Origin of the sequence: Amycolatopsis sp. cmx-11-32 (assembly GCF_047608695.1) — a bacterium.
Classification (GTDB): Bacteria; Actinomycetota; Actinomycetes; order Mycobacteriales; family Pseudonocardiaceae; genus Amycolatopsis.
On record NZ_JADNQN010000009.1, the window covers coordinates 166,180 to 192,103 of the forward strand.

The 25,924-nt window shown below is 69.2% G+C and carries 24 protein-coding genes, 3 pseudogenes and 2 riboswitches; of the genes and pseudogenes, 13 read left to right on the forward strand and 14 right to left on the reverse strand.

Annotated features, from left to right (window positions below; genetic code table 11):
- Positions 1 to 6 precede the first annotated feature (6 nt).
- From ACM6LR_RS26130 to ACM6LR_RS26140, 3 genes are all read right to left on the reverse strand, one after another.
- Entirely contained in the window at positions 7 to 720 is a 714-nt protein-coding gene (locus ACM6LR_RS26130; RefSeq protein ID WP_414938436.1) for an ANTAR domain-containing protein, read from the reverse strand.
- A 77-nt stretch (positions 721 to 797) separates the two neighbouring features.
- On the reverse strand, positions 798 to 1,232 hold the full coding sequence (locus ACM6LR_RS26135) for a DUF6292 family protein (protein ID WP_414938437.1): 435 nt from the start codon (positions 1,230 to 1,232) through the stop codon (positions 798 to 800).
- A 130-nt stretch (positions 1,233 to 1,362) separates the two neighbouring features.
- Positions 1,363 to 1,845, reverse strand: coding sequence for a MarR family winged helix-turn-helix transcriptional regulator (locus tag ACM6LR_RS26140; RefSeq protein ID WP_414938438.1), 483 nt, complete (start codon positions 1,843 to 1,845; stop codon positions 1,363 to 1,365).
- 6 nt (positions 1,846 to 1,851) lie between these two features.
- Here ACM6LR_RS26140 and ACM6LR_RS26145 point away from each other — a divergent pair, with 6 nt between their 5' ends.
- Positions 1,852 to 2,013: a hypothetical protein gene (locus ACM6LR_RS26145; RefSeq protein ID WP_414938439.1), complete on the forward strand. Its 162-nt coding sequence runs from the start codon at positions 1,852 to 1,854 to the stop codon at positions 2,011 to 2,013.
- A 19-nt stretch (positions 2,014 to 2,032) separates the two neighbouring features.
- Here ACM6LR_RS26145 and ACM6LR_RS26150 read toward each other — a convergent pair whose 3' ends face one another.
- The 6 genes from ACM6LR_RS26150 to ACM6LR_RS26175 form a co-directional block, all read right to left on the reverse strand.
- On the reverse strand, positions 2,033 to 3,346 hold the full coding sequence (locus ACM6LR_RS26150; protein ID WP_414938440.1) for an ABC transporter substrate-binding protein: 1,314 nt from the start codon (positions 3,344 to 3,346) through the stop codon (positions 2,033 to 2,035).
- Positions 3,343 to 4,347, reverse strand: coding sequence for a branched-chain amino acid ABC transporter permease (locus ACM6LR_RS26155; RefSeq protein ID WP_414938441.1), 1,005 nt, complete (start codon positions 4,345 to 4,347; stop codon positions 3,343 to 3,345). The genes ACM6LR_RS26150 and ACM6LR_RS26155 overlap by 4 nt, the downstream gene beginning before the upstream one ends.
- A 1-nt stretch (position 4,348) precedes the next feature.
- The gene (locus ACM6LR_RS26160; protein WP_414938442.1) at positions 4,349 to 5,227 is read right to left on the reverse strand and encodes a branched-chain amino acid ABC transporter permease; all 879 of its coding nucleotides are present in this window, start codon (positions 5,225 to 5,227) and stop codon (positions 4,349 to 4,351) included.
- A 10-nt stretch (positions 5,228 to 5,237) separates the two neighbouring features.
- Positions 5,238 to 5,942 (reverse strand): ABC transporter ATP-binding protein, encoded by a 705-nt coding sequence (locus tag ACM6LR_RS26165; RefSeq protein ID WP_414944697.1) that lies wholly within the window; start codon positions 5,940 to 5,942, stop codon positions 5,238 to 5,240.
- On the reverse strand, positions 5,929 to 6,678 hold the full coding sequence (locus ACM6LR_RS26170; RefSeq protein WP_414944747.1) for an ABC transporter ATP-binding protein: 750 nt from the start codon (positions 6,676 to 6,678) through the stop codon (positions 5,929 to 5,931). Before ACM6LR_RS26170 ends, ACM6LR_RS26165 begins: the two co-directional genes overlap by 14 nt.
- 80 nt (positions 6,679 to 6,758) lie before the next feature.
- The gene (locus tag ACM6LR_RS26175; RefSeq protein ID WP_414938444.1) at positions 6,759 to 7,616 is read right to left on the reverse strand and encodes an alpha/beta hydrolase family protein; all 858 of its coding nucleotides are present in this window, start codon (positions 7,614 to 7,616) and stop codon (positions 6,759 to 6,761) included.
- A gap of 140 nt (positions 7,617 to 7,756) precedes the next feature.
- Here ACM6LR_RS26175 and ACM6LR_RS26180 point away from each other — a divergent pair, with 140 nt between their 5' ends.
- The 3 genes and pseudogenes from ACM6LR_RS26180 to ACM6LR_RS26190 all read left to right on the forward strand — a co-directional run.
- On the forward strand, positions 7,757 to 8,353 hold the full coding sequence (locus tag ACM6LR_RS26180) for a QsdR family transcriptional regulator (protein ID WP_414938445.1): 597 nt from the start codon (positions 7,757 to 7,759) through the stop codon (positions 8,351 to 8,353).
- A 47-nt stretch (positions 8,354 to 8,400) separates the two neighbouring features.
- Positions 8,401 to 10,779 carry a LuxR C-terminal-related transcriptional regulator gene (locus tag ACM6LR_RS26185; protein WP_414944698.1) on the forward strand — a complete coding sequence of 793 codons (2,379 nt, stop codon included), beginning with the start codon at positions 8,401 to 8,403 and terminating at the stop codon, positions 10,777 to 10,779.
- 119 nt (positions 10,780 to 10,898) lie between these two features.
- Positions 10,899 to 11,378: pseudogene (locus ACM6LR_RS26190) on the forward strand (LLM class flavin-dependent oxidoreductase); the annotation flags it as partial.
- Between the two features lie 232 nt (positions 11,379 to 11,610).
- Here the strand turns inward: ACM6LR_RS26190 and ACM6LR_RS26195 are convergent.
- Positions 11,611 to 12,618, reverse strand: coding sequence for a prenyltransferase/squalene oxidase repeat-containing protein (locus ACM6LR_RS26195; protein WP_414938447.1), 1,008 nt, complete (start codon positions 12,616 to 12,618; stop codon positions 11,611 to 11,613).
- A 31-nt stretch (positions 12,619 to 12,649) separates the two neighbouring features.
- Positions 12,650 to 12,780: riboswitch (cobalamin riboswitch) on the reverse strand.
- A 131-nt stretch (positions 12,781 to 12,911) separates the two neighbouring features.
- A riboswitch (cobalamin riboswitch) is annotated at positions 12,912 to 12,980 on the forward strand.
- A gap of 103 nt (positions 12,981 to 13,083) precedes the next feature.
- Here ACM6LR_RS26195 and ACM6LR_RS26200 point away from each other — a divergent pair.
- From ACM6LR_RS26200 to ACM6LR_RS26225, 6 genes are read left to right on the forward strand one after another with little or no spacing between them, the layout of a single operon-like run.
- Positions 13,084 to 15,753 carry a hypothetical protein gene (locus ACM6LR_RS26200; RefSeq protein WP_414944699.1) on the forward strand — a complete coding sequence of 890 codons (2,670 nt, stop codon included), beginning with the start codon at positions 13,084 to 13,086 and terminating at the stop codon, positions 15,751 to 15,753.
- Positions 15,750 to 16,331 carry a flagellar hook-length control protein FliK gene (locus ACM6LR_RS26205; protein WP_414938449.1) on the forward strand — a complete coding sequence of 194 codons (582 nt, stop codon included), beginning with the start codon at positions 15,750 to 15,752 and terminating at the stop codon, positions 16,329 to 16,331. Before ACM6LR_RS26200 ends, ACM6LR_RS26205 begins: the two co-directional genes overlap by 4 nt.
- 14 nt (positions 16,332 to 16,345) lie before the next feature.
- Positions 16,346 to 17,269 (forward strand): ABC transporter substrate-binding protein, encoded by a 924-nt coding sequence (locus ACM6LR_RS26210; protein WP_414938450.1) that lies wholly within the window; start codon positions 16,346 to 16,348, stop codon positions 17,267 to 17,269.
- On the forward strand, positions 17,269 to 18,396 hold the full coding sequence (locus ACM6LR_RS26215; RefSeq protein ID WP_414938451.1) for an energy-coupling factor transporter transmembrane component T: 1,128 nt from the start codon (positions 17,269 to 17,271) through the stop codon (positions 18,394 to 18,396). The genes ACM6LR_RS26210 and ACM6LR_RS26215 overlap by 1 nt, the downstream gene beginning before the upstream one ends.
- A complete protein-coding gene (locus ACM6LR_RS26220; RefSeq protein ID WP_414944700.1) occupies positions 18,393 to 19,988 on the forward strand; it encodes an ABC transporter ATP-binding protein in 1,596 nt (531 codons plus the stop codon). Before ACM6LR_RS26215 ends, ACM6LR_RS26220 begins: the two co-directional genes overlap by 4 nt.
- Positions 19,985 to 20,818 (forward strand): ECF transporter S component, encoded by an 834-nt coding sequence (locus tag ACM6LR_RS26225; protein WP_414944701.1) that lies wholly within the window; start codon positions 19,985 to 19,987, stop codon positions 20,816 to 20,818. Before ACM6LR_RS26220 ends, ACM6LR_RS26225 begins: the two co-directional genes overlap by 4 nt.
- A 38-nt stretch (positions 20,819 to 20,856) precedes the next feature.
- On the opposite strand, the gene ACM6LR_RS26230 is transcribed toward ACM6LR_RS26225, so the two are convergent.
- Positions 20,857 to 21,222, reverse strand: coding sequence for a hypothetical protein (locus ACM6LR_RS26230; RefSeq protein WP_414938455.1), 366 nt, complete (start codon positions 21,220 to 21,222; stop codon positions 20,857 to 20,859).
- 39 nt (positions 21,223 to 21,261) lie between these two features.
- The gene (locus ACM6LR_RS26235) at positions 21,262 to 21,906 is read right to left on the reverse strand and encodes an SRPBCC family protein (protein WP_414944702.1); all 645 of its coding nucleotides are present in this window, start codon (positions 21,904 to 21,906) and stop codon (positions 21,262 to 21,264) included.
- Positions 21,907 to 22,043: 137 nt separating this feature from the next.
- Between ACM6LR_RS26235 and ACM6LR_RS26240 the strand changes: the two genes are divergently transcribed.
- Positions 22,044 to 22,700 (forward strand): TetR/AcrR family transcriptional regulator, encoded by a 657-nt coding sequence (locus ACM6LR_RS26240; RefSeq protein WP_414944703.1) that lies wholly within the window; start codon positions 22,044 to 22,046, stop codon positions 22,698 to 22,700.
- A gap of 63 nt (positions 22,701 to 22,763) precedes the next feature.
- Here the strand turns inward: ACM6LR_RS26240 and ACM6LR_RS26245 are convergent.
- Positions 22,764 to 22,916: pseudogene (locus ACM6LR_RS26245) on the reverse strand (IS110 family transposase); the annotation flags it as partial.
- 105 nt (positions 22,917 to 23,021) lie between these two features.
- A pseudogene (locus ACM6LR_RS26250) lies at positions 23,022 to 24,078 on the reverse strand (DUF222 domain-containing protein).
- A gap of 363 nt (positions 24,079 to 24,441) precedes the next feature.
- Here ACM6LR_RS26250 and ACM6LR_RS26255 point away from each other — a divergent pair.
- On the forward strand, positions 24,442 to 25,074 hold the full coding sequence (locus ACM6LR_RS26255) for a hypothetical protein (protein ID WP_414944704.1): 633 nt from the start codon (positions 24,442 to 24,444) through the stop codon (positions 25,072 to 25,074).
- A 132-nt stretch (positions 25,075 to 25,206) separates the two neighbouring features.
- Positions 25,207 to 25,536, forward strand: a complete 330-nt coding sequence (locus ACM6LR_RS26260; protein ID WP_414944705.1) for a hypothetical protein — start codon at positions 25,207 to 25,209, stop codon at positions 25,534 to 25,536.
- Positions 25,537 to 25,924: the final 388 nt, after the last annotated feature.

The window sequence follows — 25,924 nt, forward strand, 5'->3', positions numbered from 1 at the left end:
TCCGGCTCATTCCCGCGGAGCGTCGAAGCGCAATTGCCGGTTGAGCACCGCTCGCGCGACTTCGGTCACCGGAAGCCGGTGACTGAAGGCGTGGGCGCGCAACCGCAGCATGGCGTTTTCCAGACTGATCCGTAGGTCGGTGGCCAGCATCCCCGTGGCCACGTTCACGTCGTCGTAGTGGCCCGCGACGTCGTGCCGAGCCCATCGCGCGTTCGGGTCGCCGCCGTTGCTGTCGGTGAGCAGCGCCGTCGTGGCGATGGTGGCCAGTGCGAGCGCGTCGCCCAGCCCCTCCTGGCCCAGTGTTCCGGGCTCGCGGCGGTAGAGGTCCAGGGTGCCGAGCCGCAGAGCGCCGACTCCCAGCGGGAACGCGAACGCCGCGCCGACTCCGCTCGCCGCTGCCCCGTCGGCGAACCCCGGCCAGCGTTGTTCGCCGCTGACGAGTTCGTCGACCAGCACGGGATCACCGACGGCGAAGGCTTCGACGCCGGGGCCTTCGCCAACCGTGTACTGCAGTTCTTCCAGCGACGTGGCCCACGGGCCGTCCGCGGCCACCAGTTCCTGGTCGTTGTCCCGCAGGCGCAGGGAGACCGCCGAACCGTCGACGTCGAGTTCCCCGACGGCGACCGCGCAGACGACACCCACCCACCCGGTGCCAGGGTCCCGGTCCGCCACCCGTTCGGTGACGAGCCGCCACAGCCGCTTTCGGCGCCGACCGTCCACTGTCGCCACCTCCGTTTCGGGAATCCGGCCCCATCATCACCCACCGGGGCACGAGGTCGCAGAACGGAGCGAGGTGATCACCCGTGCCGAGGGAAGGCGGGTTCGGCGTCGGGAGTCGGGTACGCCGCCAGTCTGTGCGCCAAATCGGCCTCGCCGTCGAACTGGGGCGGCGGTTCCGGTCTCGGCGAGCGTTCGCCCGAGAGCAGGCTTCTGGCGAATTCGGCGACGACCTGAGGCGGTGGGAGCGATTCGGCGGTGAGGTAGCCGGCGACGACGAGGTCCTCACCGGCGTTCGTCTCGATCGTCAACGCCCAGCCATGCCGCTCGGTCCAGAGTAACGCCACATCGCGGTCGGGCCGGTCGGGAAGCCGCCGGTCCAGCGCGAGATACGCGCTCGCGGTCGGCTCGGTCTGCGCGTTGAACGCCTCCCCTTGGAGCCCGAGTTCCTCGCTCACGCGGCGCACATACCGTCGAAGGCCGTGCAAAGCCGCTTCGCCGAAATCCGCTTCCATGCTCGATCTCCACCTCACGCTCGGTGCTCCGTCATCGGACGCCGTCTGCTTGACGCGGCAATGAGGTTCACGCCAACGGGTTACTGGGTGTCCAGAAACCGGCCGGTTCAAACCCGAAGCTGCCGAAGGGTCAGGGCAGTTCGGATTCGAGGCGACGTTGTAGCTCGCTGAGGGTTTCGCGCGCGAGGTCGAGCCTCTCCGGGTCGAGGCCTTCGGTGGTGCGCAACGCGAGCTGGGTGGAGGCCGCCCGCATCCGGTGCGAGGCGGCGCGGCCGGCCGGGGTGACTTCGAGCAGCTTGGCCCGCTGGTGCGCGGGATTGGGCCGATAGCGGGCGAGTTCGTCGTCGACGAGAAGATCCGCGACGCGCTGAACGCTCTGGCGGGTATGGCCGAGCCGGTGGGCGATGGTCCCGACAGGCGCGGCTTCCTGGTCGATCTCGGCGAGGACCTGCCAGCGCGCCAAGCTCTGGCCGGTGGGCCGGGCGATGCCGTTGCCGATCGCCTCGACGACCTTGGTGAGCCTGCCGACCTGGTCGATCAGGGCGGTGTAGGCGTCGCAGACTTGATCACCGACTTTGACAGTATGCTGTCGTATCACTGGCTTACCGGACATGACAGAATGCTGTCATGTGGTGCTTCGGACTTCTATCGGTTGGCCCTCGAGGAGATCGCGGCCAACGCGGTACTCCGCACCACTCGGGGGACGATCGAACAGGCCATCGCGGAGTACGCCGACCTCGATATCGACGAGGTCGACCGGCTCGCCGACATCATCACCTGAACAACCTGCGGGAACCCCCTCACTTGCCCGCTCCCGGAATGCCGTTCGGCGGCGGCGCGTCGCTGGCGGCGGAGTCGTTCGCCTCGATGGGCGCGTCGCCGATGTCGGTCACCAGTACCGGCGTCAGGTCCTTGCCGACACCGCCGTGCAGCTCCACCACCGACATGCCGGAGATGCCCATGTGGCTGTCGCCGGTGTAGCGGAACGGCGCCAAGCCGGGGCCCTCGAACGTCTTGCCGGACTGCCGGATCACCTCGACAATGCGCTCCCGGGTCAGGTCCCGCCCGGCCGCTTGCAGTGCCTGGACGAACGTGTACGCCTGCGCCATCCCGTAGATCCGGTAGTTCGTCAGGTCGCCGCCCTTGCCGTGTGCCTTCCAGACCTTCTGCCAGAGCTTCGTCCACGCGTTGTCCTGGGCGTCGACACCCGGCAGGTACTCGGTGGTGAGGACGCCGTCGATGAGCGACGCGCCGTTGGTCACCTTGCCTTCGGAGAACCGGGCGAGCAGTGAGCCGACGAGCGCGGGGTCGGAACCGACGTTGCTGTAGAACCACTTTGGCTTGAAACCGATCTTGAGCGACGCCAGCTGCGACAGCGCGGTGTAGGACGGGACGTTGAAGCCCAGCACCAGATCCACGCCCGCGGCCTTGAGTTTCGCGATCTGCGGCGCGATGTCCGTGTTGCCCGGCGAGTATTTCGCGACCTCGACGATCTGCTTGTCCAGGAAGCGGCGTGCGCCCTTCTCGCCATCGCGGCCGAAGTCGTCGTCCTGCACGAACAGACCGACCTTGGCGTTCGGCAGGTTCTTCCGCACCCAGTCGCCGATGATCTTGCCTTCGCTCTCGTAGTCCGGCTGCCAGCCGAAGGTGAACGGCGCCTTCTTCGGATCGTTACCCCAGCGCAGCGATCCCGACGACACGAACAGGTCCGGGATCTTCGAGCTGTTCAGGAAATCGACGACGGCGCTGTGCGTCGGCGTGCCGAGGCCGCCGACCATCGCGAAGATCTCCTCCTTGAGCACCAGTTCGTTGGTGACCGCGCTGGTGTTGGTCGGGTTGTACCCGTCGTCCTTCACCACGAACTCGATCTTGCGGCCGTTGATCCCGCCGTTCGCGTTCACGTAGTCGTAGTAGGCCTGGTGCCCGCTGGGGATCTCGCTGTAGCCCGGCGCGGCGACGCCGGTGAGCGGGAAGTGCGCCCCGATCTTGACGGTGGTGTCGGTGACGCCGACGGCCGAGCCCTTCTCCTCACCCTCGGGTCTGCCGCCCGCGCCGCAGGCGGCGGTGACCGTGACGGCGAGGAAGAGGGCCACGATCTTGGTCAAGCGCTTCATGGGCTTTTCCTCCGGTGGATGAGTTTCCGCAGCCCGCCCGCCAGTCCGGCCGGTGCGAGCAGCACGATCAGGACGGTGACCAGGCCGTAGATCAACGGCGCCAGATGCGCGGCCTGGACGTCGGACAGGCCGAGATCCGTTCCCGCGCCGGTCACCAGCGGCGGCAGGAAGGTCAGGAGCGCCGCTCCCGCGAGCGCGCCGACGAGACTGCCCAACCCCCCGAGCACGACCGCGGACACCAGCAGTAGCGACAACGTCAGCGCGAACCCGCTCGGCGCGGCGAGCCGCGCGGACAACGCCATCAGCGCCCCGGCGAGCCCCGCGCAGCCGGCGCTGACCACGAAGGCCTGCACCCGCGTGCGGCCGAGGTCGATCCCGGCCAGTTCGGCGGCCACGTCGCCATCGCGCACGGCCCGCCAGTTGCGGCCGACGCGGCTACCGGAGAGATTCGCCAGCAGCACGAACACGATGAGCACGGCGAGCCAGGAAACGTAGGCGAGATAACGGATCGACGTGAGTTCCTGGCCGGTGACGAAGTACGCGGCGTCCGCGAGCCTGCCGGGGATTTCCGGCAGGCGGACGGCGAGGCCCTGCTCGCCGCCGAGCGATTCGCCGAAGAACAACGGGATCCCAGGTATGGCGACGGCGAGCGCCAGTGTCGCGCCGGCGAGATACGGCCCGTGCAGCCGGGCCGCGGCGACACCTACGAGCGCTCCGACGGCCAAGGTGACCATCACCGCCAGCAGCAAGATCACCGGCAGCGGCAAGGCATCCGCCGACTTCAGCAGCAACGCCGTCGAGTACGCGCCGACAGCCATGAGCGCGCCGTGGCCGAGCGACAGTTGGCCATTCAGTCCCGTCAGGATGGTCAGGCCACCCGCCGCGATCGCGAAGTACGCCATCGCGGTGAACTGCGCGTTGAGGAACGGGCCGGTGTTCTCGAGCACGAGTACGACGACGACCAGCGCGGCGAGGGCGAACAGCAGATGTCTGCGCAGCACGTCAGACCCTCCGTTCGCGGACACTCGCGAACAGCCCGCCGGGTTTGAGCAGCAGCACCACCATGAGGATCGCCAGCGCGGCGAGCGGCACCAGTTCCGAGCCGATGTACCCGCTGACCAGGCTCAGTGACAGGCCGAGCAAGACGCCGCCGACGACCGCGCCCACCGGGCTGTCCAGTCCGCCGAGCACCGCGGCGACGAACCCGTACACGACCACGCCGTCCATATAGGACGGGTGGACGAGCCCGCCACCGGCGATCAGCAGCCCCGAAAGCGAACCGGCGAGAGCGGCCAGCGCCCAGCCGAGCGTGAGCATCCGCCCGACCCGCACTCCCAGCAGGCGTGCCACCTCCTGGTCGAAGGCCGCGGCCCGCATCCGCAGGCCGAGATCGGTGCCACGGAACAACAACACGAGCCCGGTCAGCACCACGCCGACCGCGACGATGGTGAACACGCCGAACCCGGTCAGCGCGATCGTCGTGCCGCCGACCTGGAAACCGGTGAGCCCGAACGGCGCCGGGAACGACCGGTACCGCGAGCCGAACACCAGCGCCGCCAGCGCGTGCAGCACGATGAACAGGCCGAGGGTGAGGATCACGGCGTTGATCTCGGCCTTGCCGGAGACGAACCGGACCACGAACCGTTCCACCACCGCGCCGAGCACCAGTCCCGAGAGCAGGGCGACGGCGAAACCGAGCCAGTACGACCAGCCCGCGTCGATCAGCACCAGCGCGAGATAGGTGGTGATCATCGCCATCGGCGCCTGCGCGAAGTTCACGATCCGCGTCGCCCGCCAGATCAGCACCAGCGCCAGGGCGAACGCGGCGTAGACCACGCCGAGGGTCAGCCCGGTGAGCGTGGTGGTCAGCAGTTGCTGCACGAGGCTCCTTTCAGAATCCGAGGTAGGCGTGCCGCAGGCCGTCGTCCGCGACCAGGGCGGCCGCGTCCCGCCGGACGACGACCTCGCCGAGGTTGAGCACGACGCCGTGGTCGGCGATGGACAGCGCGCTGCGCGCGTTCTGCTCGACCAGCACGACGGCCAGCCCGTCGTCGCGGACGAGACCGCGCAGCAGGTCGAAGATCTGCGCCACGATCCGCGGGGCGAGGCCCAGCGACGGCTCGTCGAGCAGCAGCACTTTCGGCCGGGACAGCAGCGCGCGGCCGATCACCAGCATTTGCCGTTCCCCGCCGGAAAGCACGTGCGCGAGGCCGGTTTTTCGTTCGGCGAGCACCGGGAAGAGGTCGTAGATCCGGCGCAGCCGACGGGGGGTCGCGCGGCTGCCGGAGCCGAGCGCGCCGAGCCGCAGGTTCTCCTCGACCGTCAGTTCGGCCAGTACACCACGGCCCTCGGGGACATGGGCGAGGCCCAGTCCGGGTAGGTCCTCTGTGGGCACTCTGGTGATGTCCTCGCCGTTGAGGGAAACCTTGCCGCTTGTCGGCCGGACGAGTCCGGAGATGGCGCGCAGCAAGGTGGTCTTGCCCGCGCCGTTCGCGCCGAGGACGGCCGTGATCTCGCCTTCGGCGACGGACAGGCTCACGGAATCGAGCGCGCGGACCGGGCCGTAGCTCGCCGAGAGGTGCTCAACGGTCAGCACCGGCCACCTCCTCGCCGAGGTAAGCCGCCTGCACCGCCGGGTCCGCGCGGATCTCGTCCGGGGCGCCGCGGGCGATCACCTTGCCGAAGTCCAGCACCACGATCTCGTCGCACACACTCATCACCAGATCCATGTGATGCTCCACGAGCATCACCGACATGCGGTCGGTCAGGCCGCGGACCAGTTCACCGAGCTCGCCGATCTCGGCCGACGACAGGCCTCCCGCCGGTTCGTCGAGCAGGAGCAGATCCGGTTCGCTGACCAGCGCCCGCGCGAGGGCGACACGTTTCCGGACGGGATAAGGAAGACTGGCGGGATAGCGATGGGCGACGTCGGCGAGGTCGAAGTCTTCGAGTTGCGCCATCGCCCGCTCGGTCAGGGCCTTCTCGTCCCGCGTCCGGCCAACCAGTGACGACCAGAAGCCGCTCCGCGCGTGCCTGTCGGCGCCGACCAAGACGTTGTCCAGCACCGTCATCCGGTCGAAGAGGCCGAGTTCCTGAAGACCGCGGGTGATACCGAGGCCGGCGAGGTGATGCGGGCGCAGCCGCCGCAGTTCGGTGTCGCGCCAGGTCAGTGTGCCGGTGTCCGGCCGGACGAAACCGCACGCCACGTTGAAGAGCGTGGTCTTGCCCGCCCCGTTCGGGCCGATCACCCCGAGCACCTGGCCTGGGGCGACGGTCAGGGAGACGTTGGACAGCGCGACGAGACCACCGAAGGTCACCGAAACGCCGGACATCTCGAAGGTCGACAGGGTCACGCAAGAACTCCTAACGGCGAAAGGGGGTCCCGGCGCGAGGGCGCCGGGACCCGAGGGGCTCACGCGTGCGGGCAGGTGTCCCGGTAGTCGCTGATCGCGCGGTCGTCCGGGGCGGGGCAGAGGAACTGCTCGAAGCGGGTGTCGTTGTCCACGAACCGCTTCAGCCACGAGATCGTGTACTTCGCCATGGTCGTGTTCACCGTGTTCGGGAAGAAGTGGCTCGCGTTGTCCAGTTCCATGTATGCCTTCTCCGCGGCGGCGGGAATGCTGGTGTAGAACGGGATCGAGTGCGAAGCCACCGGCGCGACCGCGTCGGATTCGCCGCCGATGACGAACGTCGGCACTCGCAGCGAGGACCACGACTTCTGCGTGTTCCATGGCGCGAGCGGCACCGCGGCCTGCAGCGACGGCCGGTCCTGTGCCGCCTCGAGCGAACCGCCGCCACCCATCGAGTGGCCTGCCACCGCCAGGCGCGAGGTGTCGATGCGGGAACGCACGGTGCTGCGCTGGGTCAGGTAGTCGAGCGCGGCCAGGAGCTGGTCACCGCGACTGGCGGGCTGGTCGTAGATCGTATTGGTGTCGATGGTGAACACCACGAAGCCCTGCGACGCCAGCCGCGGGCCGATCCACGCGATGCTCGACTGGGTCGCGGTGTAGCCCGGTGAGATGGCGACCGCGCCGAAGGTGCCCTGCGAGGTACTGGTGGGGTAATAGATGGTGCCGCCACCGAAACCGGTGACGGACAGCCGCGACACCGACGTCTCCGAGACCGCGAACGAGCCGCGGGAGGCCTCGATGCTGTTCTCCGTCGGGTCCGGGCCTCGTTCGTACGGGTTCTCGGCGGCGTAGGCCGTCGGAGCGATAGCGAGTGCCGCGACGGTCGCCAGTCCACAAAGGATCCGGGTCGTACAACGCATGGTGCCCTCTCCGTTCGCCGTTGAACACAGTCCGTGGTGATGGACTGTGGCAAACGAACGCGAGGGACCGCATCGGCGAAATCGCCAGTCTTCGTCCGCGGCCGCACTAGCCGGGCAGGGCGCCCGTACGATCGGCGATCGTGAATCGCTCAGCCGAGGACATAGTCCGTACCGCGGCGCGGTGGATCGATCGCGGCGTCCGCGTCGACACCTCCGCCTTCGCCCATTATCTGGGCATCTCACGCAGCACCCTGTTCCGCCGCGTCGGCAACCGGGAAGACCTGCTCGGTGATGCCCTCTACTACCTGTCCGAGCGCACCCTGACGGCCGCCGTGAGCACCTGGGAGCGCGAAGAGGGCGACGTGGTGCGCAACGCGGCCGGTGAACTGCGCTGTCTCGCGATCATGCGCGAGTACCGCTCCGTACTCGCGGCGAGTGCCGGGTTCCGCCGCTTCCTCGACGACGAGCCGGTGCTGGCGATCCGGCTGCTCACCGACCCGGACGGACGCGTCCAGCCAAGGGTCATCGCGGCGCATGTCGGATTGCTGCGCCGCGACGTCGACGACGGCGGATTCGTGCCCGCGGTCGGCCTGGACAGCCTCTGTTACGCGATCGTCCGCTTGGGGGAGGCGTTCCTGTATTCGGACGTCCTCGCGTCACGGACACCCGACCTCGACGCGGCGTCGACGCTGCTCGGAGCGCTCGTGGAGGGGCGGGTACCCAGCCGGACCTTGTGAAACACTTGCGCCTGGTGTTTCATCGAAGGGGATTCGAGGAGGCGCCGATGCCTGTCCGGGACGTCGTGTACCCGTTGCGGGGCAGGGACGACCTCTTCGGTGGGCTGCGGTCGGTCGCCGGGTGTGCCGTGCTGGTCCGCGGCGCGGAAGGGCTGGGCAAGTCGGCCTTGCTCACCGCTTTGCGCGCCACGCTCGGTGTCCGCCTCGTCGGCGTGCGGGGCCTGCGGGCCGAACGCGCGTTGCCGTATGGCGCCCTGCATCGGATGTTCGGTGCCCCGGTGTCCGGTGGTGTGGAGGCGCGTGATCGGCTCAGCGCGCTTTCGGCACCGACGATCTGCTGGGTCGACGACGCGCAGTGGGTCGACCCGGAATCCCTCTCGGCACTGGGTTTCGCGGCCCGGCGGCTGACCGGGGCCCCGGTCGGGATGGTGGTCGCGTCGCGATCCGGATCGGACGAGTTCGAGACCGTCGAGCTGACGCCGTTGAACGATTCCGCCGCCGGCCTGTTGTTGCGCGACCGAGGTGTGCCCGCCGGGGTCCGGGCGCAACTGGTCGAACTCGGTGGCGGTAATCCGGCCGATCTGGTCGCGCTGGCCGCTTCGCTGACTCCCGCGCAGGCGGCGGGCCGGGAGCCGGTTTCGCCGATCCTGCGGGAGCGGTTGCCCGGGTACACGGCGCGGCTCGACGCGATGCCGCCCGCCGAGCGGGTGCGCTTTCTCGTCACCTGCATGGACGTTTCGGCGGGTCAGGCGACCTGGTACGCGGCGGCGTCACCGGCGGATCGCCGGGCGGCGCACGAGTATCTGGCCGCCGCGGGGGAGGGACCGGACGTGCTCTGGCACCGGGCGATGGCGGCCGCCGTGCCGTCCGCGCCCCTCGCCGACGAACTCGCGGCCGCCTCCGCGGTGGATCACGCCGCCTCGGCGCGGCAACTCGAACGCGCCGCCGTCCTGACCGCCGATCCGTCGATGCGGGCGAGACGACTGCTGGCCGCGGCCGACGCGGCTTGGCAGGCGGGCAGACCGGGATGGGCGCGGCTGCTGCTGTCGCGGGTCGACGCCGAGCCGGGTGCGGTGGCGTTGCTGCACGGGGAGATCGAACTGCGCGACGGCGACCCCGCGGTCGCCACCCACGAACTCGGCACGGCGGCGGAACTGCTGACGGATCCCGCGTCCGCCCTCCTGCTCGCGGGCGAGGCGCGGCGGCTCGGCGGCGACCTGAGCGGCTACCGGGCTCTGGCGCGGACGATTCCGGCCGGAGAAGGCCTCGCCTTCGCGCACTTCCACGGTATGACCTCGGTTTACGCCGGACGTCACGACGACGCCGACCTGCCGCTGGACGACGCCGTCCGCCGGGGGATGTCCGGCGCCGACGTCGCCGGAGCCGTCTGGGCCGCCGAAGCGGCCTTCGCCCGTGGGCACGCCGAACGGGCCCATGAGTACGCGGCCGCGGCAGTGAGCCGCGCGCGGCTGGGCAGGCGGCACGCGGAACTGCCGTGGGCGTTGATCTACCTCTCCCTCTCGGCGATCGCGCTCGACCGGATCCCGTGCGCGCGGGCGGCGTCCCGCGACGGCTCGCGCGCGCCCCACAACCTGCGGATGGAACACCTGACACTGCTCGGGCTCGCCGCCGCGCTCCTCGGGGACCGCGTACCGGAGCTGGACGAAGCGACCGAAGGGATCGCAGAACGCGGTCTCGGCAGGCCCGCCGCCGTCGCGGCGTGGGCCAACGCCTGCCTCGACCTCGCCGACGACCGGCCGGACGACGCCCTGAGCAGGCTCGAAGATCTCGCGTCCGGCGTTTCCGGTGACCAGCCGGTGATCCGCGTGCTCGCCACGCCGCAACTGGTCGAGGCCGCGGTGCACTCCGGGCGGCCCGAGCGCGCGCGGACGGCGCTGGAAGTGTTCGACCGCTGGACCTTGGCGGGGGCGGAGCCGTGTTGGCTCGCCCTCAGCCATCGCTGTCACGCGCTGACCGCGTCGGATCCGATGGTGGCCGAGCGGCACTTCCGGCTGGCCATCGAGGCGCACCGGCGCGCGGGCGGCGCGGTGGAACTCGCCAGGACCCGGTTCGCCTACGCCATCCTGCTGCGACGGCACCGGCGGACGAGGGACGCGCGCGACCAGTTCCGCGATGCCTTGCGCGGCTTCGAAAACGTCGGCGCGACCCGGTTCGCCGACCGGGCCCGCGCCGGGCTCCGCGCGACCGGCGAGACCGTCGACGCGCCGCACCGGTCCCTCGCCGGACTCACCCCGCAGCAGGACGCGATCACGCGGCTGGTGGCGGCGGGGGAGACGAACAAGGAGATCGCGCGGCGGCTGGTGATCAGCCACCGGACCGTGGACCACCACCTGCGGAACATCTTCACGGCCCTGGGGGTCCGGTCACGCGTGGAACTCGCGCGCCGCGTCGCCGCCGGGGAGTGACCGACCGCCGCAAGTAGTCCTCTAATGGCGGTCGTTGGGGCACACCGACCGCCGCAAGTAGTCCTCTAATGGCGGTAAGCGGGAATACCGGGCAGGCCAGGGGAGTCGTTGCAGAGTAAATGCGCAACCACGGCGTCGACCCGCGGACGCGAGGCGCGCTGCTGACCGAACAACTCCAGGCGCTCAAGGAGATCTGGACCGAGGACGAGGCCGAGTTCCACGGGAAGCACGTCGACGCCGACCCGGTTTACGCCTGGCCGAAGCCGGTGCGGAAACCGCATCCGCCGATCTACGTCGCCGGTCAGGGCCCGGCCGGGCTCAACCGGCTCGCCGAGCACGCCGACGGCTGGCCGCCGTATTTCGTGACGCCGGCGGAGGAGTTGCGCCGGGTCCGGTCCTGGCTCGCCGACCAGGGCCGCGAAGACGTCCGGATCAGCGTGTTCGGCGCCCCGGCCGATCCCGAGTTGCTGCGACGACTCGCCGACGCCGGGGTCGACGAAGTCTCCCTCATGCTGCCGACGCTGCCGGAGGCCGAGACACTGGCACACCTCGACGAGCTGGCGAAGACCGTCGAGCCGCTCCGCGTCCAAGGCTCGTGAGTGGGTGAATAGCGTAGAGGCGGATCGGTATTCGCCTACCTGCGCCGGGCTCTCCAGCGCCATCCGCGTTCATGAAGGAATCGGGACGCTCAAGGTCCCGATTCCTTCATGAAGAAGCCCCGGACCGCGTCGCCACGAAACGGCGAAGGGAGCCTTCGGCGACCCGCCCACGAACACGAGACAGTTGCCCTTACCCCTCGATAAAACCGTCCTCACCGCTCACGAGGTGACGTCACGGGCAGGCGAGCACCGGGGCCTGCGGACGGCCACCGCCGTGCAGGTCGCTCAACGGAACCCTTGCCAGGCCGAGGATCGCCTGCGCGGTCGCGCGCGGAGCGGTCGCCGGGTTCAGGCCGGTGGCGTCGTAGGCGATCGCACCGCGGTCCGCCACGGCACCGGTACAGCCGGTCTGCAGCGACCGCAGGAATTCCCGCGCCTTGACCGCGGCGGCGGGACGGTGACCGGCCAGCGCTTCCGCGGCGAGGCCGGTGCTGTTGGAGTTCGGGGCGTTCGCGCCGACGCCGAAGCCACCGTTAGCGTGCTGCTTGGTGACCAGCCAGGAGGTGCCTTCGCCGGCGTTCACCGCGTCACCGGTGGCGCGCAAGGCCTGCACGACCGTCGCGGTCGAGTCGACGTCACTCACGCACGTCGCTTCGCCGAAGTTCAGCGGGAAACCGCCGTCCGCGCACTGGGTGCCCGCGAGGAACGTCACGGCCGACGCGGGAGCGCCCGACGGCGTGCGGTCCAGCGCCAGCAGGGCGAGCGACTGCGACAAGGCGTTGGAGTAGTCGCCGTACTCGGACCGGTCGGAGAACCGGCCGGACGGCACGAGCAGCGAGAGCAGCCCCGCCTTCAGGTCGACGGCGCCGAACGACGCCGGGTTCTTGCCCCGGATCTGCGCGGCCAGCATCAGCTTGGCGTGCGCGCCCGCGTAGGCCTCGGTGCCGCTGCCGACGTACCCCGTGGTGATCTCCGGCTTCGCCAGCCAGGTGATCGCCTTGCCCGCGTTCGTGTTCGACACGCCCGCCGCAGCGAACGCGAAGATGGCGTCGATGGTCAAGCCCTGGTCGGGAAACTTCTGGCCGCCGAAATCGGCCTCGAACCTTTCCCCGTCGGTCATCTGCCTGGCGAGCCATCCCGCGGCGGCGTCCGCCTTGTTGTGGGTGGCCGCGGTCGCCGCCGGAGCGGCGACCAGTCCGATGCCGCACAGCATGGCGACAGTGAGGACCAAACGTCTCATGAGAACCCTTTCCCGCACGTCCACGACAGGAGTCGGTGACACCGCGCGACGTGGGTGACCGGGCTCGCCTGGAGGCATACCGTTGCGGGACAGCGCCGGACTCTCACCGGACTTCCCCCACGGCCGCGCTGAATTGACGATCCGAAGACTCTCATCCCTGGCAAGCGCCGGGGTACCGCCGGGCGCGAGTATCGATGTGATCCTGGCGACCGACCTGGTCAGCGGTGCCTGCCTCGGGTAATCGGGTGTTAACCTCGGCGGGCTCGACAACTTCAACACCGCCGCCCGTGACGGGGAAGCCGGTCGAAATCCGGCGCTGTCGCGCAACCGTGGGCCCCTTGACCAGGGCGAGCCGGGATGCCGCACGGGTGGATGCACGATCCAGAAGTCCGAACCACTGTCGCGATAACAGGGGTGACTGCGGCGCCCCGCGCCTGTCCTCCGTCACGGCCGCAAGGAGGAGTCATGCGCCGCGGGTACCTGGCCGCATCGGCGTTCGCCGTCAGTGTCGGCGTAGTCGCCGCACTGCTCACCGGCACGGCGACGGCCGCCAGCGACCGCGACGCGGCGCAAGCGAACTCCCGTTGGCTCGCGACGAAGCTGAAGCCGGACGGCACCCTCGAGAACCCCAGCGGCGGCGAGCTGCCCGACCACGGTCTGATGCTCGACGTGCTGTTCGCGATGTACGCCTCGGGCGAGGGCGCGCGTGCCGAGCCGATCGTGCAGTTCCTCGACGAGCAGGGCCACGCGACCGACTACTTCACCTGGGACGGCCTCGTACCCGGCGCCGGGTACGACAAGGTCATCGTCGGCGGCGCCGCGGCCAAGACCCTGGTCGCCGCCGAGGTCGCGGGCCGGGATCCCCGGAACTTCGACGGCTACGACATGGTGGCCGAGACCAAGGCCGCGATCATGCGCAAGGGCCCCGACATCGGCCGGGTCAGCGACTACTCGAAAGACCCCGCCCTCGCCGATTCCCTGAGCAACAACGCGAACATGTTCGGCCAGGCGCTCGGCGTGATCGGGCTCGCCGCGGTGGGTGAGAACGACCAGCTCGCCATCGGCAAGCTGGTGACGCAGCAGTGTTCCGAAGGCTACTTCCGGGTCTTCTTCGGCTACATCAAGACGACCGAGACCGGTGATCACGTCACGCCGACCGGCTACAAGGTCTCGACCTGCGACGAGGGCAAGCCGTTCGACCTGTCTCCCTCGGACGGTGACGCCACCGGTCTCGCGCTGTCGGCGATGCTGGCCGCGCGGAAGGCGGGTGCCGCGGGGCTCGACGGCCCGATCGCCAAGACGGTGTCCTGGCTGGTCGCGAACCAGACTCCCGGCGGTGGCTGGGGTGGCGGCGTCGGCACCGAAGCCCCGAACACCAACAGCACCGGGCTGATCCTCCAAGCGCTCGCCGACGTCGGTGGTGCGGACGCGGCGGTGGACAAGGGCGTGCGGTTCCTCAAATCCGCGCAGGCGAACGCCGCGGCCGACTCGGGCAACAGGCTCGCCGGTGACCTCGGCGCGATCGCCTACAACCCGGATTCCTACGTCGCCGCGCGCGCCAACGGGATCGGCGGACTCGACACCTGGATCCGCTCCGGCGCCCAGGCCTCACTCGGCCTCTCGCAGATCGGGTTCTCGGCGATGACGAAGGGAACCGTGCCGCCGACGAGCAGCGTCTCGGAAAGCCCGACGACCGCCCCGACCGAGACGACGGGCTTGCCCACGTCGGCCACGAGCGATCCCGCGCCGACCAGCACGACCACCACCACCACCACCACGACCACCACGACGTCGGTGACGCCGACACCGGGAACGTCTTCCTCTCTCTTCACCAGCCCGCCGGCGCCGAGCACGGTCATCGTCACGAACACCCCGCCCGCGGCCAAACCCGAGGCGAACAAGCCCGCGCCGAAGAACACCACGCCGAAGCCCAAGAAGGCGGCCACACCGAAGGCCTCCACAGGCGCACGGGTTCCGCCGTCCGCGGCGGTTCCGGCCACGGGCGCGATCCCGGCCTCCCGGCTGGGCGCGTACCTGACGAACCGGCTCGTCGGCGGTGACCACGTCGAGGTGACCGAGGACGGCAAGACCTACGTCGACTACGACGCCACCGCCGATCTCGTGCTGGCGCTGAGGTCACTGGACGAGCGGCCGGACACGGTCGCTCGCGCGTCGAAGTTCCTGCTCACCCCCGAAGCCGTGCGGGCCTACGCCCACGGTGCGCCGTACGAACAGAGCGGGGCGGCCTACGCCGAACCGCTCGCCAAACTCGTGCTCGTCGCCGAATTCGCGAAGGCGGACGTCGCCGGTCAGTTGCGCGCCGATCTGGTGGAGCTCCGCGGCCAGGACGGCAAGTTCACCGACACCGGTTCCTTCGCCGACGCCGACGAGACGGTCGAGCGGCACGCTTGGGCGCTTCTCGCCACCGCCGCCGATCCCGGCGCCGCGATCGAACTGCTGCTCTCGCGCCAATGCGCCGACGGCACTTTCCCGAAGCACCTCGACACCGCGGAATGCGGCTCCGGGGACCTCGGTGCGACCGCCGCCGCGGTCACCGCGCTCGCGGTGCGGCCGTTCACCGACGCGGCACCGCCGACCGAACGGCCGGACGGCTGGTCCGAGCGGCGCGTGGCGGCGTTCGTCTCCGCGGTGGGCGCGCTCGGCGTCCGGCCGACCGGCGCCGGCATGGTGACCGGGGAGGCCGGTGAGCCGGATGTCGCGCTCAGCGCCTCCGTCGCGGCCGCACGGCAGATCGCGGGCCTCGACGCGAGCGGCACCGCGCGGTCACTGGGCAAGCTGGTGCAGGCCGACGGCGGTTTCGCCAAGGGATCCGTCGTGGCTAGTGACGGGAAGACCGACTTCCCGACCAGTTTGGCCGCCGCGCAGGGTGTCGCGGGCCGATCCTGGCTCACCGCCGCGGATTCGCCGCTGTCGCCCGCGATCCGTCTGCCGCTCTCGGAGGTCGACGCCGCGAACGCCGCGTCCGGCACCCAGTTGCAGGCCGCCGCCCAGTCCACTCAGCCGATGTGGATGACCTGGGGGCTCGTCGGTATCGCGGTGCTCCTGCTTGCCGCCGCGATCGTGCTCGTCTTCCTGCTTCGCCGTTTCATCAAGACAAAGGGGGCAACACCGTGAGAAAACTGCTCGCCGTCTCGTCCGTCCTCATCGGACTGACCGGACTCGCCACCGCCGTGGCCGCGCCCGCACAGGCCGCGGGGTACAACGGGATCTGCACCGGCAACGACGCCCTCACCGGCGTCACCGTCGTGGTCGACTTCCAGGAACTGGGCGAGCTCGGCGGCACCGCCGCGCCGACGATCACCCGGTGCTCGCCCAACGCGAACCCCGGCACCGACCGCACCGGCATCAAGGCGTTGCAGGACGCCGGGATCGCCGTCGCGGGCACCGCTCGCTGGGGTCTCAGTTTCGTATGCCGCCTGGCGGGCCGTCCGTCCGCGACGGAGACCGTCCCGCTTTCGAGCAACCCGAACTACAAGGAGCCGTGCGTCAACACCCCGCCCGCCGGCGCGTACTGGGGTTACTGGAACGCCGACGGTTCCGGGTCGACCTGGACCTACAGCAGCTATGGCGCGCTCAACCGCAACGTCGTCCCCGGTGGTTTCGAGGGCTGGTCGTTCTCGCTGAACAAGTCGGCCACGACCAACCCGCCGCCCGGTGTCACGCCGACCAATCCGGCTCGCACTGTCCAATGAGGAGGGTCTTCGGGGTGGTGGCGGTGATCTTCCTGATCGCCGCCTCGGCCCCAGCCGCCCACGCGGTCGACCAGAGCAAGGGGCACCCGGGTTTCTGCAAGGACGCCACCGGGGTCACCGTGGTCGTCGACTTCCAGCAACTCGGGGGCACGACCATCGTGCGCTGCGACCCGCAGCCCACCCGCGGTACCGGGCTGGACGCGCTCAGGGGCGCGGGTTTCCAGATCGCGGGCGTGCAGCGGTGGGGCGAGGCCTTCGTCTGCCGGGTCGAGAACCGCCCGTCGGCGGCCGAGAACGTCCCGATCGCCGGCCGTGAGAGGTACCGCGAGCTGTGCATCGACACGCCACCGGCGCAGGCCTACTGGTCGTACTGGCACGCCTCGAACAACTGCGCGTGGGACTACAGCCAGTGGGGTGTCAAGAACCGCGACTTCATCCCCGGCGGTTTCGAAGGCTGGTCGTTCTCGCTGAACGCCACCGCGGAGGCCAACCCGATCCCACGGGTCTCCGCCGTGCGCCCGGGAACCGAGAGCCAGCCTTGTATACCGCGTGAGGAGGCCAAGCCGGTCACCGACGACCCCAACGAGCGGCAGCAGCGACCGCAGGGCGGCAACGGGCAGCAGCAGACGGGCGACGGACAGCAGTCGACAGCGGAAGCCGGGGCGGGGCCAGGGGAAACCCCCGCCGCGGGCCCGAGTTCCGGTGCGCTTCCGCCGCCCAAGCCGCGTCCGAGTGCCTCGGCGCGGCCGCAGGCGAAGGATCCGTCGACGAACGTCGCGTTCACCGGCGGCGAGAACGCCGAGGACGTCAACGCGGTGATCAAACGCGAGTCCGGTGCCGATGACTGGGCACCCTGGGTCGCGGGCGGCGCCGTGCTGGCGTTGTGCGTAGCCGGATTCCTCTTGGCACGCAGACGGAAAAGCGCGCAGGGAGCCTGATGACGTCCTATTTCCTGCCGCGCGACCTGCATCCGGCCGCTTGGTGGGTGTGGGCGCTCGGGCTCGCCGTCGCCGCGACCCGGACGACGAACCCGTGGCTGCTGCTGACCATCGTGGCCGTCGCGGGGTACGTCGTCGTGGCCCGGCGCTCCGAAGCGCCGTGGGCGCTGGCGTTCCGGCTCTACCTCTGTCTCGGCGCGTTCATCGTGGCGATCCGCGTGTTCTTCCGCATCGTGTTCGGCGGCGCCGAGGGGTCCACGATCATCCTGCGGCTGCCCGAAATCCCGCTGCCCGAATGGGCGGCCGGGATCCGGCTCTTCGGTGACGTGTCCGCGGAATCGTTGCTGGGCGGGCTTTACGACGGGATGCGGCTGGCCACGATGGTGATCTGCCTCGGTGCGGCCAACGCGTTGGCGAACCCGAAACGCCTGCTGAAGGCGATGCCGCCGGCGTTGTACGAGGTCGGCACCGCGGTGATCGTCGCGCTGTCGGTGTTCCCGCAACTCGCCGAGAGCGTGCTGCGGGTCAGACGGGCCCGCAAGCTGCGGGGTGGTTCGGGCAAGAAGAAGGTGAAGGCCCTGCACACCGTTCTCATCCCGGTGCTGGAGGACGCGCTTTCCCGCTCGCTGCAGCTCGCCGCGTCGATGGACTCACGCGGTTACGGCCGCGCGGGAATGGTCGAAGCGCGTGCCCGGCTGCTCACCGGAACACTGATGATCATCGGCCTGATCGGCGTCTGTGTCGGCGTTTACGCCACTTTGGACGGTTCGACACCCCGGTATCTCGCCGCGCCGGTGCTTTCCGCCGGAGTGGTGGTCGGGCTCGCCGGATTCTGGTCCGCGGGCAAACGGGTCCAGCGCACCCGCTACCGGCCCGATCGCTGGCATCTGCCCGAACTCGTCGTGGCCGCGAGCGGGATCGGCGTGGCGGCGGTCCTGTTCACGACATCCGCCGTGAACCCGATGAACATGAACCCGTCACTGATCAACCTGTCCTGGCCGTTGCTGTCGTGGGGGCCGCTGCTCGGGGTGCTGATCGGCGTGCTGCCCGCCTTCCTGACCCCGGTGCCCGAACCCCCGCACGCCGCGCTCGAAGAAGCAGCGCACGACAAAGAAGCGCACGCATGATCGAACTGAATCAGGTCTCCTTCACCTACCACGGCCGTTCTGAGCCGGTGCTGTCCGATGTGACGCTGTCCATCGGTGAAGGCGAACTCGTGCTTTTCGCGGGTCGGACGGGGGCGGGGAAGTCGACGCTGCTCGGCACGATCAACGGTCTCGTCCCGCATTTCACCGGCGGTCATCTGGACGGCACGGTGTCCGTCGACGGCATCACGACGAGGTCCCGGCCGCCGCGCGAGTTCGCACACCTGGTCGGCGTCGTCGGCCAGGACCCGCTCGCGGGCTTCGTCACCGACACCGTCGAGGACGAACTGGCGTACGGCATGGAACAACTCGGCCTCGAGCCGCAGGTGATGCGGCGCCGCGTCGAGGAAACCCTGGATCTCCTCGGTATCGCCGAACTACGCAGGCGCGCCTTGCGGACGCTGTCCGGCGGGCAGCAGCAGCGGGTGGCGATCGGCTCGGTGCTCACCACCCACCCGAAGGTGCTCGTGCTGGACGAACCGACGTCCGCGCTGGATCCGACGGCGGCCGAAGAGGTACTGGCGACGCTGGCCAGACTGGTGGAGGACCTCGGCACGACGGTGCTCATGGCGGAGCACCGGATGGAACGCGTGATCCCGTTCGCGGACCGGATGATCTATGTCCCCGGCACCGGGGGAGTGGTGGACGGTACGCCACCCGAGGTGCTGAAGGACATGCCGATCGCGCCGCCGATCGTCCAATTGGGACGGCTTGCGGGCTGGGTCCCGCTGCCGATGACGGTGCGCGACGCTCGTCGCCGGGCTTCCTCACTGTCACTGGGAATCCCGCCGGTCCGGACCGTGACCGTTGGTGAGAAGTTGCTGACCGCGTCCGGAGTCGTCGTGCGGTACGGGCCGAAGGTCGCGGTGCGGGAGGTCGATCTCACCCTGCGTGCCGGCGAGGTGCTGGCGATGATGGGCCGCAACGGTTCCGGTAAGTCGTCGCTGCTGTGGGCGGTGCAGGGCTCCGGCCCGCGGCAGGGCGGCAAGGTCACCGTCGAGGGCAAGGACCCGAAGACCCTGAGCAGCGCCGCGGCCCGCGCCCTCGTCGGCATGGTGCCGCAGACCGCGAGCGACCTGCTGTACCTGCAGACCGTCGCCGCCGAATGCGAGGCCGCCGACAAGGAGTCGGGCGCGGAACCGGGTTATTGCCGGGGCCTGCTCGACAGGCTCGCTGCGGGTATCGACCCCACGTCGCATCCCCGCGACCTGTCCGAGGGGCAGCGTCTCGCGCTCGTGCTCGCGGTGCAGTTGTCCGCCGCACCGCGGATCATGCTGCTGGACGAACCCACCCGAGGCCTCGACTACACCGCGAAATCCGCGCTGGCGCAGATGATCGCGTCGCTGACGGCCGAAGGCAAGGCGGTGGTCGTCGCCACGCACGACGTCGAGTTCGTCGCGACGATCGCGCACCGCGTGGTCGTGATGGCGGAAGGGGAGGTCGTCTCCGACGGCCCGACCGGCGAGGTGCTCGGTGGCTCGCCGTCGTTCGCGACACAGGTCGCCAAGATCCTCGGCGAACCGTGGCTCACCGTCGACGACGTCCGCTCGGCGCTCCCGCAGGAGGTCCGGTGAACACCGCCCCCGCCGTCCGGCTGGGCCCGCGCTCGGCGACGGTTCTCGGGCTCGCGTCGCTCGCCGGGCTGATGATGTTCGTGTGGCCGCTGCTGGTCCGCGTCGAACCGCAGTCGATGCAGCACGGCCCGGACGCGCCGTTCGTGTTCATCGGCATCCTCCCGATCCTGATCGTCATCGTGCTGGCCGAAATGTCCGAAGGGGGCATGGATTCGAAGGCCCTCGCGATGCTTGGCGTGCTTTCGGCGGTGAACGCGGCGCTGCGGCCACTGGGGGCGGGGACCGCGGGCATCGAGACCGTGTTCTTCCTGCTGGTGCTCGCCGGACGCGTGCTCGGTCCCGGCTTCGGTTTCGTGCTGGGCTGCACGTCACTGTTCGCGTCGGCGTTGCTGACCGCTGGAGTCGGGCCGTGGCTGCCGTTCCAGATGATGTGCTCGGCGTGGATCGGGATGGGCGCGGGACTGCTGCCGCGCCGGGTCACCGGCAAGGCCGAGATCGCGATGCTGGTGGCCTACGGGATCTTCGTCGCGTATGTGTTCGGATTCCTGATGAACCTGTGGTTCTGGCCGTTCATCACCGACGCCCAAGTGCCGTACCACGACGGGCACATTTCGTACATTCCCGGCGCTCCGCTGCTGGAGAACCTGCACCGGTTCGCCGTGTTCACGCTGCTGACCTCGACGGCGGGCTGGGACACCGGGCGGGCGATCACGAACACCGTCGCGATCCTGGTGCTGGGGCCCGCCGTGCTGGCGACCCTGCGGCGGGCTTCGCGAAAGGCTTCGTACGGCGTGATTCCTTCGTTCACGGACGGACGGCCGCGCATTTAGGCGCAAACTTGCTGCTGTGGCTTTTCGTGCGATGGCAATCAGGCGGCGTCGGCGCGGGACTTCCTGCGAAGGAGGTGGTACGCGACGGCGAACGCCGTGCCGACGGCCACGATGATCGCGGCGAAGACGGGGTGCATGTCCTTGGACAGGCTCTGGGCGCGTTCTGGTCCGATCGCCCAGAGGGTCAGGGGCGTGAGGTAGGCGGCGGTGAGGGCGATCGCGCCCCAGCGAAGCGCCTTGAGCCGGGTGTCGCGAAGAGTGCCGATCAGGACGAGAGCGACCGGGACGATGGCGATCATCGCGAACTGGCCGATGATCATGATCGGGACGGCCCAGGCCGAGATGATGACGGAGCGCGGGGCGCGGCGGACGATGGTTTCGCGGTCGAGCGTCTGGGTGGACATCGTTTCTCCTGAAGGCGGGGCGGGGTTCGTGGGTGTGGGTCAGCAGTGGGATTCGGCGGTGGCCTTGAGGTCCTTCAGCCAGGCTTCGAGACCCCAGCCGAGGAATTTGGTCGCGGTGGGCACGTCGGCCTCGACCTGGGCGCCGGACCAGTTCTCTTCGGTGCGGACGAGGACGCCGCCCTTGACCTCGGTGAAGTTCCAGACGTGGATGCCGTTGTCGATGCTCAGGCCCTCGCCGACCGCGGGACCGCTCCAGCGGATGCATTTCCCGCGCTGGATCTGGTGCACGGTCGAGGTGATCGACAGCGTGGTCGCGGGGGTCGTGGCGGTGGGCGGCGCCGGGGTGGTCCAGCGGAACCGGGAGTTCTTCCGGAGCGGGCCCCAGTCCAGGCGCTTGGTGGTCAGGACCGGCTCCTGCCAGGACGGCCAGCGCTCGACGTCCGTCTGCAGCCGCCAGATCTTGCTCAGCGGAGCCTTGATCATGGTCTCGGTTCGGTAGTGGATCGGGGCCTTCGTGTCGATGGTCTTGCCCTGGCACGACAGCGGGGCCGGGGCGGCGGCGGTGGCGGCCTGGGCCGGCGTGACGGCGCCGCCCAGCAGACCGATGGCCAGCGGGAGAGCGAGCACGGCGGCACGGGCGGCGGTGCGGTGGCGGGTCTTGGGGGCGGGCTGGGTGTCCGTCATGGTTCTTCTCCTTGTCCGGGGCGGCCGGTTAGTGCCGCTCGTGATAATTAGAAGCTATAACTAAGATAGAGTGAGTGTCAATAGGAAAAGTGATAACCTCTAACTAAGCACGGCGGCGGGCCCGGAAGGAGCAGTCGATGGACACGGACGCGAAGACCTCGCGTGAGCGCTACCGGGCTCAGGTGTGCGCGGAGATCAAGCAGTACGCGTGGGAGCAACTCGCCACCACGGGCGTGTCCGCGTTGTCCCTCAACGCGATCGCCAAGCATGTGGGCATGAGTGGCCCCGCGCTGTACCGGTACTTCGCCAGCCGCGACGACTTGATCACGGACCTCATCCGCGATGCCTACCGAAGTCTCGCCGACGCCGTCCAAGCCGCCGCGGAGTCAGGCGGCGCGGCCGAAGTCGCCTACGCCATAAGGGCTTGGGCGCTGGCGGCCCCTCAGCGATACCTGTTCGTCTACGGCACGCCCATCCCCGGCTACCGCGCGCCCGACGACACCACGAAGATCTCGAACGAGATCATGGACGTGCTGCTCGACGTCCATGACGCGTGCACCGTGGGTGGGCGGGCGACGCCGTTCGAGGTCCATCTCGACGACCATCGTGACTGGGTGGGTGGCAAACCGGTGTCGTCCGCGGTGCTCCGTCGTGCCCTGATTTTTTGGACCCGGATCCACGGTGTCCTGTCCCTCGAACTCGCCGGGCACTTCGCGGGCATGGGGTTCGATCCGGCCGTGCTCTTCGCGGCCGAACTGGAAGACCTCTTGGCTGGAGGGCTTCGGGTTGCGTGACTCTTGGCGGGTCTCGTACGGGATGCCTGGGTGGCCGATGGATAGGTTGATGACGGCGCAGCCGTCGCATCGTCGTCGGGCGAGGCAGATGAGGGCGGCTTCATGGTCCTTGCCTTCGTCGCGTTTGCACTGGTAGTGAGCGCAGCTGGTGGGGTCGGGCAAGGCCGCGAAGGCGGCGAGGAAGCACGTGCGTTCGAGTCGGCGGTTGCCGGTCCTTCTTAAGGGCTTTTGATCAAAAGCCAGCAAGAAGGAAATGAGACTTCGGGTCTCGTGCGGGCATGCCGAGGGGCTCGTCGCCGTGTGGCTGGCGGGCTCTTCGGGTCAGGTCAGGGTGTTGCGTCGGGTTTTTCGCAGTGGATCCAGGTATTGGGGCGGGATGAATTCCGGCAGCCCATTGGCCGCTATCTGGACTTCCCAGTCGCCGTGGTGGATCAGGCGGTGATGGAAACCGCAGAGCAGTGTGAGGTTGCGCAGGTTGGTGGGTCCGCCGTCTACCCAATGGTGAATGTGGTGGGCGTGACAGTTTTTGGGTTTGCGGTGGCATCCTGGGAAGGTGCATCCGCGGTCTCGGATGTTGAGTGCTCGGCGTTGGCCTGGGGTGACGAACCGCCTGAGGCGCCCCCTGTCGAGGGGTTCGCTTGCGGCGTTGAGGACCACGGGGAGCATGAGGCAGTCGCAGGCGGCCATGCGGGCTTCGCGGGCGGTCATCTCGCCGACGAAGTCGAGGCAGGCGGTGCCGAGTCCGGTTTTGAGTTCCTCGAGGCCGATGGTGATGTGGAGGAGGGTGCGGTAGCCGTTGGTGCCGGGCTGATCGGAGCAGGCGACCGCCAAATCCACCAGGTCGACCCATGCGTCACCCTGGCGTTCGGCTTTGGAACGCAGATCCACCTGGCCGAACTCGTCCACCGGGCGGGGTTTGGCGTAAGCCTCCAGTGCCGCCGCGGTCCGGGCACCTGCCTCGTCATCGAGGAGGCCTTTCAGTGTCCAGAAGCCGTCCTTGCGGCGTTCCAGCGTGAGTTCGCGGCGGGGTTGGGCGGGTTCGGGATCCTTGGGTTCGTTGCCGTCAGGGTCGAGTCAGGCGAGCAGGTTGTCCCCGAGTTTCGAGACCTGCCGGGGACCCGCGTCCCGAGCCAACGTGGCGAAGGTCTTCTCCGCATGCTCCCGATCCTCCACGGCCACCTCGGCCGGGATCCTCCGCAAGATCTCCAGGATCTGCTTGATCCGTTCTTCCCCGATCGCACCCTCGGCTGCCGCGGTAGCGGTGGCCGTACAAGTCCTTAACGCCACGAGATTCGATCTCCGCCAGATACTGGCCCAGACCGGCGGACGCCACCCGCATCACCTGCAGGAACTGCTGCACGCCGCGGGCAAGCTCCAGCTTGCCGGCACGTCACAGTTCTTGCGGCAGTTCAGGGAGGGTCTCGGACACCCCACCATAATACCGCAATCCTGTCGAACAGGTGTTCGTAATTTTACGTTACCGCGAAACGGCACATTTACCACTGAAGAGTGGTTCGGTCGCTTGACGCGATTACCGTATTTAGTCGACTGGTTGTGCGGCGAGGTTGTTCCGGCAGTGAGGCAACGTCAAGGCTGCATCCCTCGTGGCAACTGGTGCGCGATCGCGGCCGGGTCGCCCGAGATTGATCATCCACAAAGGACGGTTCCGCTGAGTGGGGCACCGTGGCCCACTTTCCCGCCGTACGAGGGTTTTCGACGATCCCTGTGCTAGCTTCCCGGAATGCGCGGAGGATCCAGGGTTCCTTTCGGTCGGACGTTCGCGGTGGCCGCGTCCGTGCTCATGGTCTCGCTGATCGGCACCGGAGCGGTCGCGAACGCGTCCGGCGGGCATCCGCCTCGGCACGGCCGCGAATGTGCGACCCCGTCGATCGACCGGTTGCAGCAATGGCTCGCGTCCGGTGAGGGTGCGACGGTTCCGGCGACCGGCAGTCTGCTCGTCCGTGAGCGCGGCGGTTACGCGGCCAAGGTGGCCTTCCTCAACGTAGAATGGCACGTGGTCGTCGTCTGGCTGGGGAATCGGTTCGAGGCGCAGGCTGATCTTTCAAAATCCGCCGGTTTCTGGATGACCTACAGCGCGACCGACGATCTCTACATCCAGCTGCGCCCGGCCTCGCACTGGAGTGGCGGCGACAAATGGCTCACGAAGGTACCGTCGACCGGTGGGAAGCTCCAGAAGAAGTTCTTCAGCTTCGCGCCCGACGCGTGGACGACGCTGCCAGAGCTGGGTAAGCCCACGTACTCCTTCGCTTCGGCGCTGGCCGAAGCGCGAGGCCTGGTCTTCGTCGGCAAGACGCCGAACAAGCTCGATTTCCGCGGCCTCGCGATCGACCGCTATCGGCCGCCTTGCCTTTGACCGCCGGTTATCCGAACCGGTGAGCACATCGTCCCTTGTAGACGGTTGAAGGCCCGTCGCACGGTGTGACCGATTTGTCCTGTACTGTGAGCATCAGTCGCACCCGCTCGACCGATCCGAGGAGTACCCCTGATGAGCCTGTTCGACTCGCTCAAGGAGAAGGCCGCCGAGTTGCTGGGTGGTGCCGGTGACAAGGTCAGCGAGCTGACCGGCGTCGACCTTTCCGGTGCCGCCGACCAGGCCACTCAGGCCACCGGAGGCCTGGCCGAGACCGGACAGGGCCTCGCCGAGAACGCCACCACCGCTGGTCAAGGCGCCGTCGACCAGGCCACCACCGCTGGTCAGGGCGCCGTCGACTCGGCTACCGCGGCCGGTCAGGGCGCCGTCGACTCCACCGGTGCCTTCGGTGACGCCGCCACTGGGCTGGCCGGCAACGCGATCGACCCGAACGCCCGGGGCTGACCGCCCCCGGTAGCCGGTGTCCGCGAGACTTCGCGGACACCGGCTACCGTCATGCCCACGCGACAGTGGGTAATCAGGCGTATTCTTCGGTCCGATGCCCTTCCTGCCGGAGGCCAAACGCGCACAAAGGAATGCTCACCGGATCGGTGAACAGGTTGTGGTAACCCGGAGGGCACCGGGAATCTCAGGTCGTGATCGTCAACCGGCTGAGGCCGATCGGCCTGTGCGCCGGGGTTGCCCGTGGCCGCGCTCGTACTGCGCCTCTCCGGTGCCGAACGGGGAGCTGGCCCTCGGTTCCCCGTACCGGATCGAACTCGGTTTCCTCGCGATCGTCGCCACAGGCCGCCCGCCCCGTTCCGCCGCGTACCTGGATGGAACGCGGCGGAAC

What these genes read in the sequence shown, in the direction of transcription:
- ACM6LR_RS26170 (WP_414944747.1), bottom strand. Translation starts at nt 6,678, where the DNA reads ATGTCCGGCGTTTCGGTGACCTTCGGTGGTCTCGTCGCGCTGTCCAAC.
- ACM6LR_RS26145 (WP_414938439.1), top strand. Translation starts at nt 1,852, where the DNA reads ATGCTGTCATGTGGTGCTTCGGACTTCTATCGGTTGGCCCTCGAGGAG.
- ACM6LR_RS26220 (WP_414944700.1), top strand. Translation starts at nt 18,393, where the DNA reads ATGATCGAACTGAATCAGGTCTCCTTCACCTACCACGGCCGTTCTGAG.
- ACM6LR_RS26140 (WP_414938438.1), bottom strand. Translation starts at nt 1,845, where the DNA reads ATGTCCGGTAAGCCAGTGATACGACAGCATACTGTCAAAGTCGGTGAT.
- ACM6LR_RS26185 (WP_414944698.1), top strand. Translation starts at nt 8,401, where the DNA reads ATGCCTGTCCGGGACGTCGTGTACCCGTTGCGGGGCAGGGACGACCTC.
- ACM6LR_RS26230 (WP_414938455.1), bottom strand. Translation starts at nt 21,222, where the DNA reads ATGTCCACCCAGACGCTCGACCGCGAAACCATCGTCCGCCGCGCCCCG.
- ACM6LR_RS26235 (WP_414944702.1), bottom strand. Translation starts at nt 21,906, where the DNA reads ATGACGGACACCCAGCCCGCCCCCAAGACCCGCCACCGCACCGCCGCC.
- ACM6LR_RS26260 (WP_414944705.1), top strand. Translation starts at nt 25,207, where the DNA reads ATGAGCCTGTTCGACTCGCTCAAGGAGAAGGCCGCCGAGTTGCTGGGT.
- ACM6LR_RS26195 (WP_414938447.1), bottom strand. Translation starts at nt 12,618, where the DNA reads ATGAGACGTTTGGTCCTCACTGTCGCCATGCTGTGCGGCATCGGACTG.
- ACM6LR_RS26240 (WP_414944703.1), top strand. Translation starts at nt 22,044, where the DNA reads ATGGACACGGACGCGAAGACCTCGCGTGAGCGCTACCGGGCTCAGGTG.
- ACM6LR_RS26150 (WP_414938440.1), bottom strand. Translation starts at nt 3,346, where the DNA reads ATGAAGCGCTTGACCAAGATCGTGGCCCTCTTCCTCGCCGTCACGGTC.
- ACM6LR_RS26135 (WP_414938437.1), bottom strand. Translation starts at nt 1,232, where the DNA reads ATGGAAGCGGATTTCGGCGAAGCGGCTTTGCACGGCCTTCGACGGTAT.
- ACM6LR_RS26255 (WP_414944704.1), top strand. Translation starts at nt 24,442, where the DNA reads ATGCGCGGAGGATCCAGGGTTCCTTTCGGTCGGACGTTCGCGGTGGCC.
- ACM6LR_RS26200 (WP_414944699.1), top strand. Translation starts at nt 13,084, where the DNA reads ATGCGCCGCGGGTACCTGGCCGCATCGGCGTTCGCCGTCAGTGTCGGC.
- ACM6LR_RS26175 (WP_414938444.1), bottom strand. Translation starts at nt 7,616, where the DNA reads ATGCGTTGTACGACCCGGATCCTTTGTGGACTGGCGACCGTCGCGGCA.
- ACM6LR_RS26215 (WP_414938451.1), top strand. Translation starts at nt 17,269, where the DNA reads ATGACGTCCTATTTCCTGCCGCGCGACCTGCATCCGGCCGCTTGGTGG.